The sequence below is a fragment of the Luteibacter sp. dw_328 genome, assembly GCF_018449605.1.
In the GTDB taxonomy this organism is placed as follows: domain Bacteria; phylum Pseudomonadota; class Gammaproteobacteria; order Xanthomonadales; family Rhodanobacteraceae; genus Luteibacter.
The window spans coordinates 351,168-368,154 of sequence record NZ_JAAVUW010000005.1 but is presented as its reverse complement, the minus strand read 5'-3'; the positions used below and the strand labels follow the sequence as shown (position 1 = coordinate 368,154).

21 protein-coding genes are annotated in these 16,987 nt (G+C 64.4%); 16 read left to right on the top strand and 5 right to left on the bottom strand.

All coding sequences use genetic code 11. The annotated features are described in order from the left end of the window. Positions 1-5: 5 nt before the first annotated feature. The gene (locus HB634_RS14355) at positions 6-932 is read right to left on the bottom strand and encodes a patatin-like phospholipase family protein (RefSeq protein ID WP_063572234.1); all 927 of its coding nucleotides are present in this window, start codon (positions 930-932) and stop codon (positions 6-8) included. A 106-nt stretch (positions 933-1,038) separates the two neighbouring features. After that, positions 1,039-2,064: a class 1 fructose-bisphosphatase gene (locus tag HB634_RS14350; protein ID WP_213949030.1), complete on the bottom strand. Its 1,026-nt coding sequence runs from the start codon at positions 2,062-2,064 to the stop codon at positions 1,039-1,041. A gap of 135 nt (positions 2,065-2,199) precedes the next feature. On the opposite strand from HB634_RS14350, the gene HB634_RS14345 reads away from it, so the two are divergent. From HB634_RS14345 to HB634_RS14315, 7 genes are all read left to right on the top strand, one after another. Then, a complete protein-coding gene (locus tag HB634_RS14345; protein WP_213949029.1) occupies positions 2,200-2,385 on the top strand; it encodes a hypothetical protein in 186 nt (61 codons plus the stop codon). After that, positions 2,382-3,020, top strand: coding sequence for a glutathione S-transferase family protein (locus HB634_RS14340; RefSeq protein ID WP_063570502.1), 639 nt, complete (start codon positions 2,382-2,384; stop codon positions 3,018-3,020). Before HB634_RS14345 ends, HB634_RS14340 begins: the two co-directional genes overlap by 4 nt. Positions 3,021-3,089: 69 nt before the next feature. Continuing rightward, positions 3,090-3,794 carry a YafY family protein gene (locus HB634_RS14335; RefSeq protein WP_063570501.1) on the top strand — a complete coding sequence of 235 codons (705 nt, stop codon included), beginning with the start codon at positions 3,090-3,092 and terminating at the stop codon, positions 3,792-3,794. Between the two features lie 45 nt (positions 3,795-3,839). Continuing rightward, on the top strand, positions 3,840-5,576 hold the full coding sequence (locus HB634_RS14330; RefSeq protein WP_213949028.1) for a DUF885 family protein: 1,737 nt from the start codon (positions 3,840-3,842) through the stop codon (positions 5,574-5,576). Positions 5,577-6,353: 777 nt separating this feature from the next. Continuing rightward, positions 6,354-6,755, top strand: coding sequence for an MbcA/ParS/Xre antitoxin family protein (locus HB634_RS14325; protein WP_063570499.1), 402 nt, complete (start codon positions 6,354-6,356; stop codon positions 6,753-6,755). Further along, a complete protein-coding gene (locus HB634_RS14320) occupies positions 6,752-7,459 on the top strand; it encodes an RES family NAD+ phosphorylase (protein ID WP_213949027.1) in 708 nt (235 codons plus the stop codon). Before HB634_RS14325 ends, HB634_RS14320 begins: the two co-directional genes overlap by 4 nt. 18 nt (positions 7,460-7,477) lie before the next feature. Continuing rightward, positions 7,478-8,185 (top strand): SGNH/GDSL hydrolase family protein, encoded by a 708-nt coding sequence (locus tag HB634_RS14315; protein WP_213949026.1) that lies wholly within the window; start codon positions 7,478-7,480, stop codon positions 8,183-8,185. A gap of 362 nt (positions 8,186-8,547) precedes the next feature. On the opposite strand, the gene HB634_RS14310 is transcribed toward HB634_RS14315, so the two are convergent. Further along, positions 8,548-8,832 carry a hypothetical protein gene (locus HB634_RS14310; RefSeq protein WP_063570496.1) on the bottom strand — a complete coding sequence of 95 codons (285 nt, stop codon included), beginning with the start codon at positions 8,830-8,832 and terminating at the stop codon, positions 8,548-8,550. Between the two features lie 34 nt (positions 8,833-8,866). Continuing rightward, positions 8,867-9,754, bottom strand: coding sequence for a phenylalanine 4-monooxygenase (gene phhA, locus HB634_RS14305; RefSeq protein WP_213949025.1), 888 nt, complete (start codon positions 9,752-9,754; stop codon positions 8,867-8,869). A gap of 139 nt (positions 9,755-9,893) precedes the next feature. Here phhA and HB634_RS14300 point away from each other — a divergent pair, with 139 nt between their 5' ends. From HB634_RS14300 to HB634_RS14260, 9 genes are all read left to right on the top strand, one after another. Then, a complete protein-coding gene (locus HB634_RS14300; RefSeq protein WP_063570494.1) occupies positions 9,894-10,373 on the top strand; it encodes an Lrp/AsnC family transcriptional regulator in 480 nt (159 codons plus the stop codon). An 83-nt stretch (positions 10,374-10,456) separates the two neighbouring features. Continuing rightward, positions 10,457-11,257 carry a lysophospholipid acyltransferase family protein gene (locus HB634_RS14295; protein WP_213949024.1) on the top strand — a complete coding sequence of 267 codons (801 nt, stop codon included), beginning with the start codon at positions 10,457-10,459 and terminating at the stop codon, positions 11,255-11,257. Then, positions 11,254-12,255 carry an alpha/beta fold hydrolase gene (locus HB634_RS14290; RefSeq protein WP_063570492.1) on the top strand — a complete coding sequence of 334 codons (1,002 nt, stop codon included), beginning with the start codon at positions 11,254-11,256 and terminating at the stop codon, positions 12,253-12,255. The genes HB634_RS14295 and HB634_RS14290 overlap by 4 nt, the downstream gene beginning before the upstream one ends. Positions 12,256-12,317: 62 nt before the next feature. Continuing rightward, positions 12,318-12,941 carry a YbhB/YbcL family Raf kinase inhibitor-like protein gene (locus HB634_RS14285; protein ID WP_213949023.1) on the top strand — a complete coding sequence of 208 codons (624 nt, stop codon included), beginning with the start codon at positions 12,318-12,320 and terminating at the stop codon, positions 12,939-12,941. A gap of 120 nt (positions 12,942-13,061) precedes the next feature. Further along, on the top strand, positions 13,062-13,220 hold the full coding sequence (locus HB634_RS14280; RefSeq protein WP_082878844.1) for a DUF1328 domain-containing protein: 159 nt from the start codon (positions 13,062-13,064) through the stop codon (positions 13,218-13,220). A gap of 200 nt (positions 13,221-13,420) precedes the next feature. Then, positions 13,421-13,810: a hypothetical protein gene (locus HB634_RS14275; RefSeq protein WP_218625504.1), complete on the top strand. Its 390-nt coding sequence runs from the start codon at positions 13,421-13,423 to the stop codon at positions 13,808-13,810. Between the two features lie 26 nt (positions 13,811-13,836). After that, on the top strand, positions 13,837-14,319 hold the full coding sequence (locus tag HB634_RS14270; protein WP_231873828.1) for an ABC transporter ATP-binding protein: 483 nt from the start codon (positions 13,837-13,839) through the stop codon (positions 14,317-14,319). Positions 14,320-14,322: 3 nt separating this feature from the next. After that, the gene (locus tag HB634_RS14265) at positions 14,323-14,652 is read left to right on the top strand and encodes a hypothetical protein (RefSeq protein ID WP_063570490.1); all 330 of its coding nucleotides are present in this window, start codon (positions 14,323-14,325) and stop codon (positions 14,650-14,652) included. A gap of 59 nt (positions 14,653-14,711) precedes the next feature. Continuing rightward, on the top strand, positions 14,712-15,815 hold the full coding sequence (locus HB634_RS14260) for an AI-2E family transporter (RefSeq protein ID WP_345777501.1): 1,104 nt from the start codon (positions 14,712-14,714) through the stop codon (positions 15,813-15,815). Positions 15,816-15,830: 15 nt separating this feature from the next. Here HB634_RS14260 and HB634_RS14255 read toward each other — a convergent pair whose 3' ends face one another. Beyond that, positions 15,831-16,853, bottom strand: a complete 1,023-nt coding sequence (locus tag HB634_RS14255) for a LacI family DNA-binding transcriptional regulator (RefSeq protein WP_063570488.1) — start codon at positions 16,851-16,853, stop codon at positions 15,831-15,833. Between the last annotated feature and the right edge of the window lie 134 nt (positions 16,854-16,987).

The window sequence follows — 16,987 nt, the reverse complement described above, 5'->3', positions numbered from 1 at the left end:
ACCACTCAGTGCGCCGGGACGGGCGGCTTGCCCATGGCAGCCGTCTTCTCGGCGATTTTCGCCTTGATCGAAGGAATCGCGGCAAGCGCCGCGCGCTCGCCCTCGAGGATCGCGACGTTCTTCTGATCGAAGTCGGTCGGGCCGATCTGGCCGACCTTCGGCCTGATCACGATGTCGGCACGGCCGAGCTCCTGCTCGGCCAGCTTGCGTCCCATGATGGTGATCGACTGGCCGACGATGCCGACCATGCCGGCCGGGTTGCTTCCGTCCGGACGTGCGGAGATATCCACGGCGATGACGATGTCGGCACCGAGCTGGCGCGCGGCATCCACAGGGACCGGACTGACCACGCCGCCGTCGACGAAATGCTTGCCGTTGATTTCCACCGGTTCGAACACACCGGGGATGCTGCTCGAGGCGCGCACGGCCTGGCCGGCGTTGCCACGGACGAAAATGGCCCGCTCACCGGTCTCGAGTTCGGTAGCCACCGCCGCGAACGGCGTGTGGAGCTTTTCAATCGGCGTGTTCTTCAGCAGGTCGTTGACGTAGTCCTGCAGCTTCTGCCCCTGAACCATGCCGCCCGAGAAGAAGCGGACATCGCGGATCTTGCCTTCGTCCAGCGAGAAGGCGGTTTCCTGCAACTGGAACGCATCCATGCCGCTGGCGTAAAGGACGCCGACCACGCTGCCGGCGCTGGTTCCCGACACCACGTCCACGTGGATGCCGCTGGCTTCCAGCATCTTGATGACGCCGATATGGGCGAAGCCCTTGGCCGCACCGCCGCCGAGTGCCAGGCCAATCCGCGGCTTGGCCGCCAGCACGGGCACGGCATTGTCCAGTCGGGCATCCGGTTTCGTGCCGCCGAAGCAACCGGAAAGCAGGGCGGTGAAAACCAGCGGAAGCCAGGTGCGGGTGCGGGTGCGAAGCATCATGGAAGCGAACCGAGAGGGGGCTGGCGGATCATCGGGCAGCGGGGCGGCGCACGAATGACGGCTAAGTGGCGGAAGCAGGGCGGCGAGGCGCCGCCCTGCCGGTGGTTCAGTCGCGGGTATCGTCGGCTTCGACGTGGTACCGCGTGGCAATCTCGATCTCGTGCTTCGAACCCAGGAACACCGGCACGCGCTGGTGCAGGGCACTCGGCTGCAGGCTCATGATCGGCTCGCGGCCTGTGGTGGCGGCGCCGCCGGCCTGCTCGACGATGAAGGCCATGGGGTTCGCCTCGTACATGAGGCGCAGCTTCCCGGTGCCACCCTTGGCCGTGATCTTGGCGTCCAGCGGGTAAATGAAGACACCGCCGCGGGTGATGATGCGATGCACGTCGGCCACCATCGAAGCGACCCAGCGCATGTTGAAGTCACGCCCGCGCGGCCCGGACTCACCGGCAAGCAGCTCGCCGATGTAACGCTGCATCGGGGCTTCCCAATGGCGCTGGTTCGACATGTTGATGGCGAACTCGGCTGTCTCTTCGGGAATGGTGATGCCACGGCGCGTCAGCACGAAGCTGCCGTGCTCGCGATCAAGGGTGAACTCGTGCACCCCATGGCCGAACGTGAGCACCAGCACGGTGCTCGGGCCGTAGACCACATAGCCCGCGGCGGCCTGGTCGGTGCCCGGCTGGAGGAAATCCTGCGTTTTCGGTTCGGTGACGCCGTCCGGGCAGCGCAGCACCGAGAAGATCGTACCGACCGACACGTTAACGTCGATGTTCGACGAGCCGTCGAGCGGATCGAACAGGAGCAGGTAGTTTCCCTTGGGATAGGCGTCGGGGATGGGCTGCGGATCTTCCATCTCTTCGGAGGCGCAGGCGGCGAGGTGACCACCCCAGGCGTTGGCCTCGAGCAGGATCTCGTTGGAGATGACGTCCAGCTTCTTCTGCGCCTCGCCCTGCACGTTGTCCGAGCCGGCATTGCCGAGCACGCCGCCCAGGGCGCCCTTGCCGGTAGCCACGGAGATGCGCTTGCAGGCGCGGGCCACCACCTCGATGAGCAGGCTGAGCTGGGCGTTGATATGCCCCTCGCGCTTCTCTTCGATCAGGAACTGGATCAATGAAATCGGTTTCGTCATCGGGACGGACTCAGGCGCTAAACCACGCATTGTCCGGATGCGGGGTGAACGGCGCCAGAGGGCTGCTGACAGAACGCTGTCAGTAGCCCTCCCGCAGACTGTCCTTCCAGTCGAAGCAACGGAGAGGGAAGTCGCATGAATCGCTTTCTCGATCGTCTCGCCGTGCTCTACGCGCCGCTCGGGCGCCGGGGGTTGCTGATGGACGGGCAGTACCGGTTCGCTCCCGACGCGGCGCGTCCGCCGGTATCGCGGACAGGGGCCGTGCCTGCCAGGCCGGCATCGAAGACATCCACGAAGACCACAAGGGAATTGCACGCATGAATGCCAGTCGGATCAAGTTCCACCACGCGCCGAACAGCCGTTCCGGGAGCACGCTGATGCTGCTCGAAGAGCTTGGTGCGCAGTACGACATCCATGTGATGAACCTGGTCGAGGGCGAGCAGCGCCAGCCGGCTTACCTGAAGGTCAATCCGATGGGCAAGGTGCCGGCCATCGAGCACCTGGGCGGCCTGGTCACCGAACGGCCGGCGATCTTCACCTACCTCGCCGACCTGTTCCCGGAAGCCGGCCTCGCGCCCGGCCTCGGCGATCCGCTGCGCGGACCGTACCTGCGCTGGCTGTCGTTCTATGGTTCGTGCTTCGAGCCAGCGGTGATGGATCGCTTCATGAAGCATGAGCCCGCGCCTACGTCGACCTGTCCGTACGGCGACTTCGACACCGTCATGGACATGATCGAAGCACAGCTGGCGGCCGGTCCGTGGATGTTCGGGGACCGCTTCACCGCCGCGGATATCCTCTGGGCCAGTGCCCTGGACTGGACCATGCGCTTCGGTATCGTGCCGCGTCGCACGGTGTTCGAGGACTATGTGGCCCGCCTGATGGCCCGCCCGGCCATCTGCCGTGCCGCCGGGCAGGATGCCGCGCTGGCTCGCGCGCAGACGCTCGCCGTCGCGTGAGGGGTTGGATATGCGTAGCCATGACATTCGTCGCTTCCCGCGCCCCGCGCGGGAGGCGATGATTCGGACATGCGCCGCGCCGACCGCCTGTTCCTCATCATCAACGCCCTGCGCGGGCGGCGTACGGCGCTGCCCGCGCGGCAGCTGGCCAGCACACTCGAAGTCTCCCTGCGCACCGTCTATCGCGATGTCGCCGACCTCCAGCTCTCCGGTGTACCGATCGAAGGCGAGGCCGGCGTCGGGTACGTCCTGCGCAAGGGCTCGGACATCCCACCGCTGATGTTCTCCGCGGACGAACTCGAAGCCCTGGTCGCCGGAACGCGGTTTGTCCGCGCGTTCGCTGGCGAGCGGCTGGCGCGCGAGGCGCAGTCGGCACTGATCAAGATCGAGGCGGTACTGCCGCCCGACCTGCGCGAGCGTTCGGCGCAATCGAAGATCTTCGCGCCGATCTGGCGCGATCCCTTCCAGAACCAGGTTGCCGTGATGCTCGATCGCCTGCACGCGGCCATCGTCGGGCACTGTGTGCTCTGCCTGGACTACCGCGACGCGGAAGGGCGCACCTCCACGCGGGAGGTCGAGCCGCTGTGCCTGTCGTTCTGGGGTGGCGCCTGGACCCTGGGCACGTGGTGTCGCCATCGCCAGGCGTTCCGCAACTTCCGGCCGGACCGCATCGTGGATTGCCGGAACGAAGGCGAGACGTTTGCCGATGCGCCCGGGCGTGACCTGCAGGCTTACCTGGACACGATGCGGGGGCATTACGCGGGACTGGAATGATCCGGGAATGCGATGATCGGGGTTTCCCCGCCAACGGTCTCCTGCATGTCCCCCTGGATCCGCGCCATTGCCTTCGCTGGTGTTTTCGCCGCTACCGCCCACGCCGCCGCGCCGCCCGCGTCGCCGGACGAGGCCTTCAAGGGCATCTATTCGAAGGAATGGACCTGGCGTAACGGACAGGCAGGCATCCTCACCTCCGGCGAGGCCCAGCCCGGTGACGGACGACTGGATACGGTGGATGCCGCCAGCCAGGCCAGGCGACTGGCCTACTGGGACGACGTACTGGCACAACTGGACCGCATCGACCCACATAGCCTGAGCGGCACGGTTCGTGTCGACTACGCCGTGTACCGCGAGCAGATCTTCAACCTCGCGGCCGCACAGCGTTTCGCGCAGTGGCAGATGCCGTTCAACAGCGACTCGGCCTTTTGGTCCGACGTGGGCTATGTGCTGCACGGCGACGACCTGCGCACGCGCGAGGACTACCAGCACTACATCGAGCGCGTGCGGCAGATTCCGGCCTACATGGATCAGGAAATCGCCAACATGCGCCTGGGGCTGGCGCGCGGCTTTACGGTTCCTCGCGAGGTGCTCAACGGGCGCGATGTGTCGATCGCCGCCGTGGCCGAACTGAAGAACCCCGAAGACAGCGCGCTCTACAAGCCGTTCAAGACGCTGCCGAAGTCCATGCCGGCCAAGGACGCCGAGGGGCTCCGCGCCGACGCACGCAAGGCGATCGCACAGGGTGTCATCCCCGCATACGGCAAATTGCTGACCTTCTTTCGCACCGAGTACGTGCCTAAGGCCCGGCCCACGCTGGCCGCCGAATCGCTCCCGGATGGCAAGGCCTACTATCGGCAGCAAATCCGCGAGTACACCACGCTGGAACTGACACCCGACCAGATCCATGCGATCGGCCTGCGCGAGGTGGCGAAAATCCACGAAGCCATGCTGGAGACCATGAAGGACACCGGCTTCAAGGGTGACTTCCCCGCCTTCCTGCAGTTCCTGCGTACGGATCCCCAGTTCTACGCGAAGACGCCCGACGAGCTGCTCATGCGTACGGCATGGGTGGCCAAGCAGGTGGACGGCAAGCTGGGCAAGTATTTCGGCCTGTTGCCGCGCCAGCGTTTTGCGATCGAGCCGGTGCCGGCGGATATCGCGCCGTACTACACCTCCGGCCGCGGCGGCGCGGACGTCTATCTGGTCAATACCTACGACCTGCCGTCGCGTCCGCTGTTCAACATGCCCGCGCTGACCCTGCATGAGTCCATGCCGGGCCATGCCTTGCAGTTGGGGCTTTCCGCGGAACAGGACGGCTTGCCGCCCTTCCGTCGCGACGGCTACATCTCCGCCTACGGCGAGGGCTGGGCGCTGTATTCGGAGTATCTGGGCGAGGAGATGGGCATCTACCACACGCCCTACGAACACTTCGGCTTTCTCACCTACCAGATGTGGCGCGCCTGCCGTCTCGTGGTCGACACCGGCATCCATCATCTGGGCTGGACCCGCCAGCAGGCGATCGATTACCTCACGCAGAACACGGCCCTGAGTCAGCGCGAGATCGCCAACGAAGTGGATCGGTACATCAGCTGGCCCGGCCAGGCGTTGTCCTATGAGCTGGGCTACCTGAAGATCCGCGAGCTGCGCGAGCGTGCCGAAGCCCAGCTGGGCGAGAAATTCGACCTGCGCGCCTTCCACGACACCGTGCTGGCCCTGGGCTCGGTCCCCCTCCCCGTGCTCGAGCAACACGTAGACGCCTGGATCGCCTCCAAAAAATAAGGCTCATCGTGGATTACCGGGGTGAGACGCTCGGCTTTCAGGCCGGGCGTTCTTTCGCCCTCGCCCGCGCGCATGGCTCGCCTTCGGCCTCGCGGGCTCGGCGTTGCCATCGCTCCCTACACTTGGGCGCTTCGTGGGGAGACCTTGGTGTCCACCCTCGCTGCTCAGACACGTCCTCCGCGTTCGAAAAGGACGGCCGCTCACGCGGCCCATGTACCTAACTGGCCTACGGCCGCTCCACTTGTGCGGAACTCGCCTCGAGGGTGGACACCAAGGTCTCTCACGACGATACGGTTGGGTGGGAGGAGAGCCGTTGGGCGTGGGTGTTGCCACCGAAGCCCGCGGTTACGGCGGTCGTGCAGATACGTCATCTCCGGCGCGGCGAGCCCACTGCGCTGCCTTACGCGGACGATCTCGGCGCGCCGGGGGTCGACCGTTTGGCAATGGCGACGAGCCAGCAGCCGCAGCGGCGCTTCTTTGTCGGCTCGACCCGCACGAACCTCAGGGATGGGAAGAGTCTTCGGTGCCCACCCTCGAGGCGAGTTCCGCACAAGTGGAGCGGCCGTAGGCCAATAAGAACATGGTCCGCGCAGCGGACTTTCCGGTACGAAACGCGGAGGACGTGTCTGAGCAGCGAGGGTGGGCACCGAAGGCTCTGCGCCGCTACGTCCACGCGTTCCGCAGCCCGGAATTCCGCGATGAACCAAAATAAAAGATACCGTGACGTGGGTCTATATGTGGGTTATATTGCCAAATAACTCCACAGGTAGAGCAACGATGCACTCAGTCATCCATGCCGAACCCACGCCCACCGGTGATCTCGGTGGTCCCGCGCTCCGGGCCTTCTTCGCCCTGGCCGAACGCTGGAAACTTCGGGTCACCGAGCAACGCACGCTGCTCGGCGACCCGCCCGAATCCACGTACTTCAAGTGGAAGAAGCAGCAGGATGGTGCCCCGTCCCGCGACGTGATCGAGCGCATCAGCTATCTGCTGGGCATCTGGAAGGACCTCCAGATCCTCTTTCCCGATCCTGCCCAGGCAGATGCCTGGCTGCGCAAGCCCAACGACGCCTCGCTCTTCGGCGGTCAACCCGCGTTGGAACGCATGCTGTCGGGCAACGTTGCCGATCTCTACGTCGTGCGTCAGTACCTGGACGCGCAGCGCGGCTGGAACGGATGAGTGCCTCGCAAACGCCGCCGCTCCGGCGCATTCGCTGGACCCATGCCTACCGCATCGTCCCCAGCCGGTTCCCGCCCGTCGGTCTGTTCGACAGGATTACCGAGCCCAGGGACATCGACGCGGTCATGGCGATCGAATCGCTGACCAACCCACGCCTGCGGGACGAAATCGGCGCGTTGCGCCTGGTGCCGCCGGGTCGGCGCGTCTCTGGGCCGGGCACGACGCCGATCATGGCTGCCTTTGCGCACATTCCACCCGAGGGCAGTCGGTTCTCCGACGGGCACTGGGGCGTGTTCTACGCCGCGCACAGCGTGGCCACGGCCATCGAGGAGACGGTATTCCATCGCGAAGCCTTCCTCGCCGCCACGCACGAGCCGCCCACCGACGTGCAGGTGCGTTGTTACAAGACGGCCATCGCGGGCAAGCTGCACGACATTCGCGGCGGCTGGCCGGCCGAGCACGATCCCGACTCCTATGTGGCGAGCGTGAAGCTGGCCCGCGCCCTGCGGGACGACGGCTCCAACGGCATCGTCTACGACAGTGCGCGCCATGAAGGGGGCGAGTGCATCGCGGTGTTCTACCCCGATCTCGTGGCGCCGTGCGTGCAGGCGGAACATCTCATTTATCGCTGGAACGGTATGCGTGTCGAAGCGGTATTGAAGGTCACACCGATAGAGCGCCAGGGTTTACCGCGCAGACCGTAAGCGGTTACGGTGTTTCAGATGAAATGTCTGACGCTTGTTCTCACCCTTTTCGTTATTTCCTTCGGCGCCGTGGCGAAAGATTCCGACCACGGAAAGTGGAACGCGGACATCGAAGCCTTCGAGGCCTCGGACAAGGCCAGCCCGCCGCCCGCCAACGCCGTGCTCTTCATCGGCAGTTCGTCGATTCGCTTCTGGAAGACGCTGGCTACGGATTTTCCGCGCTACCGCGTGATCAACCGTGGCTTCGGCGGCTCCGACCTGGACGATGCGACGGCGTTCGCCGACCGCATCGTGACGCCTTACCACCCCGCGGCGCTGGTGATGTATGCCGGTGACAACGATCTCCAGGGCGGCGACTCGCCGGAGCAGGTCCGCGACGACTTCGCCGCCTTCGTCGGCAAGGTGCGTGAGACGCAACCCGATCTGCCTGTCGCCTTCATCGCGATCAAACCCAGTGTCGCGCGCGTCGCCTTGCTGCCGAACATCCTTCAGGCGGACATGCTGATTCGGCAGTGGGCGATGACTCAGAAGAACGTGGCCTTCCTCGACGTGGTGCCGGCGATGCTCGACGCGAAGGGTCAGCCGATGTCGGATCTGTTCATCGACGATGGGTTACATATGAACGCGAAGGGCTATGCACTGTGGGTTGCACAGGTGAAGCCGTGGCTCGCAGAACACGCGATGGCCGCTGAAGATAAACGTAGGCAAAACGCGCCTACCCCGTAATGCGGGAACTTCACGCGATCGCCCTTATCTAAGTCTGTGATCGCCGAGAGGCGACCTGTTGTCAGACGACCGGCTTCCATTGGTCCCTCTGTCCCGGGTCCCGCTATTTCCCCTGATAGCCTGGACCCGACACCGACCCCGGCAGCTCCTCCCCTGGCTGCCGGGGTTTTATTTTTTGCGGGAGCCGCTTCAGCGGCAATAGGCAAATGTAGGAGCCGCTTCAGCGGCGAAAAACCCACGAAGCGGTGAAGACGCGCCCGCTATCGCCGGCATACCGGCTCCCTCACAAAGCAGCCCCCACAAAGAAACGGGCGGGCAAGTCATAGACCCACCCGCCCATCAGGGAAATCTTCGAAACTGGATCAGATCGTGCGGCTACGGCTCGCGTAGGGCCGGATCGACGTGTCGAACGCCCGCCAGCGACCGTCATTTCCTTCGATGTTCAGAACGATGTCGGATAGCGCGTTGGCCTGCTCAATCCGCCGCGCCTCGCTCACCGCGCATTCCAGGGCGTCGTCCCGCGAGCAAAACTCGCCGTATTCCGTTTCGTTCTTCTGCAATAGCCAGAGACCCGGACCCACGGACTCGAACGGAATATCGAAGACGACCACGATGGACACACCCTGTTCAGCGGAAAGTAAGTCCATCGTAGACGCCGGTTCGTTAGGCGCCCGTTGAGATTCAGTTGTCGGCGCCTGAAGCGAAGCCCTCACGGGTGCCCCGATGGAAGACTTGATCCGTCGAAAGGACATCGCTCGCCGCCACGGACGTGCTCTGGCCGAGCTTCTCGTAGATCGGCGTGAAGTCCGGACGGGTCGCATCGAACAGTTGCGCGAAATCGTCGATGACGAAGTACGTCTGCTGGAACGTATCGATCCTGTAGCGGGTGTTCATCACACGCTCCAGGTCGAAGCCGATGCGGTTCGGCGCCGTGGAGTCGATCGAGTAGATGGACTCGCCCTTGGAGCTGACGATGCCCGCGCCGTAGATGCGCAGGCCCTTCTCCGTACGGATCAGGCCGAATTCCACGGTGTACCAGTAGAGGCGCGTAAGGTTCATCAGCGCTTCGGGTCCGATCGCGTGCGCCTTCATGCCGCCATTGCCGTAAGCCTGCATGTAATCGGCGAACACAGGGTTGAGCAGCAGCGGCACGTGACCGAACAAGTCGTGGAACAGGTCCGGTTCGGACAGGTAATCGAGCTGATCCGGTTTACGAATCCACCAGCTGACCGGAAAACGCCGGTTGGCCAGGTGGTCGAAGAAGACTTCGTCCGGCAACAGTCCTTCCACGGCCACCACTTCCCAGCCGGTGGCCTCACCCAGCACCTTGTTCAGGTCGGAAAAGCGCGGAATACCGCCATCGCCCAGGCCGAAACGCTCCACGCCGTCGAGAAACTCCTGGCAGGCGTAAGCCGGCAGAAGCTCGCGCTGGCGCTTGTACAGGGTGTCCCAGACCTCGTGGTCCGTTGTCGAATAGTTCTCCCACGGCTGCTCCACGGTGCCGGTCGCGTAAACGGGCACATAGCCTCGATCGGTCTGCTGGTGTTCGACGCGACGGGGGGTGTCCATGGCGGGCCTCCTTGGGGCTGCTGCGGGCTGATGAGTGGCCAGCTTAGCGAGGAAGGGCCGCAATAGGCTTGTGTTGTTGCGCAGCAGCGGCCTGATGGTGCAACAATGTGTCTTAAATAGATCAGGTGGCGACAGAATCATGCAAACGGGATTTGACCGCACGGACCGGCGCATCCTCGCCATCCTCCAGTCCAACGGTCGGATGACCAACGCCGAGCTGGCTACCGAGGTGAATCTCTCCCCTTCGGCGTGCCTGCGCCGGGTGCAAAAGCTCGAGGCTGACGGCGTGATCGCCGGCTACGGCGCCCACCTGGAACCGCGCGCGCTGGGGCTCGGGCTCCAGGCCTTCGTCCGCGTGCAACTCTCCCGGCACGAGGCCGAGGCGATCGACCGGTTCACCGAGCAGGTGGCGCAGTGGGACGAGGTGGTGTCCTGCTACGCGCTGACGGGCGACATGGACTATCTGCTCCAGGTCTACGTCGCGGACCTGGAGGGATTCTCTCGTTTTCTGCTCGATCGCCTGCTCAATGCGGCGGGCGTTGCCGACGTGAATACGAGCTTCGTCCTGCGGACCGTCAAGGCTTCAACGGCCTTGCCGCTCGGTAACGTGCCCGGTTAGCACGTCGCAAGCCCGCGTGTCTTAAGAACAAAGACAACTTCCTCTAGCGGCACGGCTCGGCCATCGTTAATCTTGTGTTCTTGATGGAAGCCACCTCCGCCAATCTGAACTCCCGCGACCGCATGCGTCCGCTTCGCTATCTATGGCGAATTCCGCTGGTGCTGCTGCACATCGTGGTCGCCATTCTGATCTGCGCCTTCATCCTGACCTGGGCCAGCGGCGTGATGAAGAACGGCCGCGAGCCGTTCGCCCACCGCGCCATCCGCCTGTGGTCGGTCCTGCTGCTCCGCATATTCGGCTTCCGCAGCCGACGTTTCGGCACGCCGCTTCCGGATCCGGTCCTCTTCGTCGCCAATCACACCTCCTGGCTGGACATCACGGTGGTGCATTCGCAGCGTGCCGCCTGTTTCGTCGCCAAGGCGGAGATCGCAGGCTGGCCACTCGTGGGCTGGATGGCCGCGCGCGGCGGCACGATTTTCCATCGCCGCGGCAGCAACCATTCGCTGGCCTCGGTCATGGCCGTGATGGTCGAGCGCCTCCACGCGGGCCGATCGGTCGCGGTGTTCCCCGAGGGCGGCACCGGGCACAACGGCGTCCTGCGTGTGTTCCACGCGCGGATCTTCCAGGCGGCGCTCGACGCCGACGTGCCCGTCCAGCCGGTCGCGTTGCGCTTTGCGCGCCAGGGCCGCCGGGTGATCGATGCGGGATTTCGCGAAAACGAGACCTTCATGGGTAACGTCATCCGCCTGTTGGGCGAAGCCCCGCTCGACGTCGAAGTGCACTTCCTCGAGCCGGTGCCGGTATCGGCCGATGGCCGCCGGCGCATGGCCGAGGCATCGCGCGAACGTATCGCGCTGGCCCTGGACACCGACACGCCCGCATGAGTCTGCCCAAAGGCTCAGACTTCCTGCCGCCGTGGCCGCTGCGCAGCGGGCACATCCAGACCATGCTTTCTTCCAGCGGCGTTCGTCGCCGGCTGTTGCCTAAACGGGCACAGCAGGTGCAGGTGGGCGCGCGCGAAGTGCTGGTCGACGTGGGGCAGGGCGATCGCCTGAGTGGCCGCTATACGGCGCAGACCACCGGCCGCGAGTCACGCGGTCTGGCCATCCTGTTCCACGGCTGGGAAGGCAGTGTCGACTCAACCTACGTGCTGCAGACGGGCAGCCGCCTGCTCGAAGACGGCTGGGACGTCTTTCGCCTGAATTTCCGCGACCATGGCGATAGCCACGGCCTGAACGAGGCGCTATTCCATTCCTGTCGGATCGACGAGGTGGTTGCCGCCCTCGGTGAGATCGCCCGGATGTTCCCGGCAAAGACCATCGGTGTGGCGGGTTTCTCGCTCGGCGGCAACTTCGCGCTGCGTGCCGCCATGCTGGCGCCCGCGCAAGGCGTGCCGCTGGATTACGTCCTCGCGGTATGCCCTATCGTCGATCCTGCGGAAGGCCTGTTTTCGCTCGAGAAGGAAGCGCCGTGGATCTACCACGCCTACTTCATGCAGAAATGGCGCCGCTCCCTTCGCCTGAAGCAAGAGGCCTTTCCGCAGCAGACCTACTTCGAGCTCAACGAACTCAAGCAGAACATGCGCGAGCTGACGGCCTCCCTGGTGCTTCGCCACACGGATTTCGGTTCGCTCGAGGCCTACCTCGATGGCTACTCGATCGCTGGCGACCGGCTGATGAACATGCATGTTCCGGCCACCATCCTGACCTCGAGCGACGATCCGGTCATTCCAATCGGTGCGTTCCATGCCCTGCGCCTGCCGCCGAATATCGAGCTCGATATCGCCAGCTACGGCGGCCATTGCGGCTTCATCCGCGATTTCGGCATGACCAGTTTCACCGACGACTACATAGCGGCCCGTTTCGACGCGATCGCCCGCTGACCTGGTCTTCGCAGCCGCGGAGCAAGACTGGGCAACCTTTCTTAGAATCCGAGGACATCCCTATGCGCCTGAAGAGCGACAGCATCGAAAACGGCAAGCCGATTCCGGCCACGTACGCCTTCATGGAGATCGGCGAGCCGATCAAGCCGGCGGGCAACGTGACGCCGCACCTGGCCTGGACCGAGGTGCCGGCGACCGCGAAGTCGTTCGCCATCGCCGTGATCGATACGGACGTGCCGTCGAAGCCGGATGATGTGAACGTGGAAGGTCGCGAGGTTCCCCGGCACCTGCCGCGCGTGGAATTCGTGCACTGGCTGATGGCCAACATCCCGCTGGAGTGCCGCGAGCTGGGCGAGGGCGCTTGTGGCGAAGGCGTCGTGGCGCGTGGAAAGAAAGATCCGGTCGGGCCGCCGGGTTCGGTCCAGGGGCTTAACGATTACACGGGCTGGTTCAAGGGCGATCGGGATATGGAAGGTCACTACCACGGGTACGACGGCCCCTGTCCGCCGTGGAACGACTCGATCCCGCACCACTACCACTTCCACGTCTACGCACTGGATGTAGACACCGTGCTGCTCGAAAACGGCTTCTCGCTTGCCGAGTTGCGCGATGTCATCAAGGGACATGTGGTGGACGAGGCGGTAATCACCGGTACCTATTCGCTCAATCCGAAAGTGAAAGCGTGACGACCAAGTGAAGCGCAAGGCTGAACGACTTTTGAGTGAGGTGGCGGGGCTTCACGCGGTATGCGCGGTGGCCGGGACTAAATGGGCTCGCGCCATCCCACCCACTGGAGTACCCCGACCATGCTGCACTACGCCCTCGTCTTCCTCGTCATCGCAATCATCGCGGCGGTATTCGGCTTCGGCGGCATAGCAGGCACGGCCGCAGGTATTGCGAAGATCCTTTTCATCATCTTCCTTATCCTGGCCATCATCTCGTTCTTCCGCGGCCGCAGCGTGTAGCTGCCGTGGGCTGGCGAGGCGTCCTTGTCGCAGCGAGGGGTTCTGCTGCGACAGTCGAGGGCGCCAGGAGCCCGCTCTTTGCGTGGTCCGCCGATCGGGTCGCGAACGGATTGCACCCCGTCGGGCACCGCGGCAATGATGACCTTTACCTCACCCTTCCTGCTTTACCGTGTCCTATCCCGCTTCCGGAGAACTTCGTCATGAACAAACCCGCCGACCATGTCGCCAACGTCGCGACCGCCGCCGCGAACACCGTTTCGGCCGCCGAGCGCATCGACGCCAGTGCCGAGCGAGTGAAGCAGGCCACGTCCGACACCATCGACCGTACGAAGGACGCCGTGGACCGCGCTGCCGACAAGGTTGAGTCGTCGCTGCACAACGCCACCGACAAGGCCGCTTACGGCGCCACTCGCGCTGCCGAGAAGGCCGAAGAGGCAAAGCTCCGCGGCAAGGAAGTGTATGGCGAGGCCGTGGATACGGCGAACGACTGGCTGGACACGGCGCGCGACTACGTTCGCGAGAAGCCGGTACAGTCCATTGCGCTGGCGATCGCTGCCGGCTGGTTGGCCGGTCGCATCCTGCGTAGCTGATCCACTTCTCCCCGGGGGCAAGACGCATGTTGGAAGACGGTCCCTCGGGGCAGAGTGACGTGGAAGAGCCGGTGCCGGGCGCGCAAGCGCCCAAGGGCGCCGGTGTAAAGATTCCCGCCTGGTTCGACGACGTGCGCAGGCTCGGCGTGGGCCTGAAGAGCCTGTTCGGTGCGCAGCTTCGGTTGATCCTCGCCGAATTGAGCCTGGCCCGAAGCGGCATCACGATGATGCTGTTCATGGGGCTGGCGGCTATCGTCTTCGCCGTGGCGCTTGGATTGACGCTGCTTGCCCTGGCGGGCTGGGGGCTCGCGCAGTGGTTCGGCTCCTGGGCCTGGGCGCTCGCTGCGCTCGCCGGTCTGCAGCTGATTCTGCTCGTACTGGCGATTCTGGTCTTCCGTCGGGGCATGCACTGGCTTACCCTTCCGGCCTCTCGCGCCGAACTGGCAACACTTGCCCGGGAAGCGGCGAAGCAGGGTAAGGCCGAAGGCGAGCTCAAGGTTAAGGACTGAACGATGGGCATCTTCAACAATATGGCGAGGGTCACAAAGGCTCGGGCCGAAGTAGCCATCGCACGGGAAAAGACCGTCGAACCGGCCGCGGCGCTTATCGCCCGTGGCTACGAATACCCTCTTACTGTCCTGGGTCTCGCTGCCGGCTCCGGCGTGCTGCTGAGCAGCATCAAGGTCAATCCGCTCGCCATTCCCGGCGTGAGCGGGCTCGTTGCCGGCGGCACCGCCGACATCATTGGCAAAGTGATCTCCATGGCGGCAGGCAGCTTCCTGGGTGACTTCGCCGGTAACGCAGCCGACGCCGCGGCCGACGCTGCCGACGGCACGGCGTGAGCGACTTTCCCAGCCCTTTGCCTGCACCGGTTCCGTCCCCGGCGCCGCCAGGCGTCGCCGTGTCCTCGCTTGCCGTCGCACGGGCGCGCCGGAAACCCGGTAGCAGTCGCAGCACACGACGTATCTCGCGGCACCTGGTCGCTATTCGCATCTCACTGACCGCCATGATCCTGCTGGCCACCGTCTACACGGTGGCGATCGGCAAATCGTTGCTCGTTCCCCTCGTGCTTGCCGCTTTCATCGGGCTGGCACTGAACCCGATCGTCGTGGCCGCGGCGCGCATTCGACTGCCGCGCTGGTTTGCGGCGGTCACCGTCATGCTGCTACTTGGCGTCGGACTGGTCTCCGCCGTCGCAACGCTGTCGACGCCCGCACTGAACTGGTTCCATGAAGCGCCGGCCGCCATGCGCACCTTCGCGCCGAAGATCAAACCGATGACGCAGCAGATCGAAGCGGCGAGTCGGGCCACGCAGACACTGGTCGGCGGCACGGTTGCGCGCAACGCACCGCAGGCCAGCAACGATTTCGCCTTCACCGCCTGGGACATCGTTGCTGGCGCGCCGAAAGTGCTGGCCAGCGTGCTCACCGTGGCGCTACTGGTGTTCTTCTTCCTCGTCTACGGCGACGAAATCCTGCGGCGAGCGGTGGAGATATCGCCAACCTTCGCCTACAAGCGGCACACGGTAAGCATCGTGCGCAGCATCCAGACCGAGGTATCGAGTTATCTGCTGCTTACGGCGGCTATCAATGTGACACTCGGGCTGGTGACGGCCGGCATGCTTTACCTCTACGGCGTGCCCGATCCCCTGCTTTGGGGCTCCGTCGCTGCCATCGCCAACTTCATTCCCTACGTCGGCGCCATCACGACGACGACGATCCTGTCGATCGTCGGCGTGCTGCACTTCCAGGAACTGGGCCCGGCGTTATTGCCTGCGGCCACCTTCGCCGGCATCACGGCGATCGAAGGTAACCTGCTGACGCCGATGCTTCAGGGTCGCCGTTCACGGCTGAGCCCCGTCGCCATCCTGCTATGGCTGCTGGTCTGGGGTTGGATCTGGGGCATTCCCGGGGCGTTGCTCGCCGTACCGATGTTGACCTGCGTGAAGCTCATCACCGCCAAGCTGCGTGGATGGGAGTGGTTTGCGCACATCATCTCGCGCTGAGCCGGCTAAAGCATCTCAGGTGCTTTCGCGTACCTGCATCTCGAATGAAACATCCACACGACGTTTGGTCGGCGTGCGACCGGAAATACGCTCGATCAGTTGCTGCGCTGCGATACGGCCGATTTCATGGCGAGGCGACATGATGGTAGTCAGCGCTGGCGTCACCAGGCTGGCGAAGGGCAGGCCGTTGAAGCCGGCGATGGCGATCCGTTTGGGAACCGCGATACCTTCGCGCTGCGCGCGAAGGATGGCGCCGACGGCGAGGTCGTCGTTGGCGAAGAAAATCGCGTCGGCCTTCGGCTTCATGCTCAGCACTTCCATCAGCGCATCGCCACCGCGCGCGGGATTGCTTGGCTCTTCATACGACAGCGCTTCGCGCCGGGCCAGTCCGTGTTTCGCCAACACGCGATCCATGCCTTTGTATCGCTGCGCGGCGCGATAGTCCGCATCGAGACGGCAGCCGACGAAGACGATCTGCCGGTAGCCACGCGCGACGAGATGTTCGGCCATCGCCTCACCCGCCTTGTAGTGCGACAAGCCGACGTTCATGTCGATCGGCTGCGCGCCGAACTCCATCGTTTCAACGACAGGCTTGCCCCAGCGCTTGAGCAGATGGCGCGTGCGGTCGAGGTGGCGCATGCCGGCAATGATCATGCCGGGCGGTGACCAGCCCAGGAAGGTGGAAACCGCGGTGTACTCGCGTTCGAGGTCGTACTCGGTATTACCCAGCATCAGTTGATACCCGGCAGCTTGCGCCACTTCCTGGATGCCCGCGACGATCTCGACGAAAACGGTGTTCGACAGCGACGGTACGATCACGGGAATGACGTTGGAACCCGCCGAAGCCAGCGCACCGGCCACATGGTTCTGGACATAGCCCAGTGCGTCGATCGCCGCATCGATGCGCGCGCGCAAGGCATCGGAGACCGTCTCGGGCTTGTTCAAGGCGCGCGACACCGTCATCGGCGAGACGCCCGCGTGCTCGGCCACGTCTTTCAGTGTCGCCGTGCGTTCGGCGGGGACTTTGGCGGGACTCATGGGTTGACCGACTCCTTCGATGTTCGCGCTAACACCCTGATTGAAGGGGGATGATGATGCAAACGACGAACGCCTACCAGCCATCGCTGGCGGTGCCTTGTTGTGCACCGCACCATTAAAACCTTTTACATCAA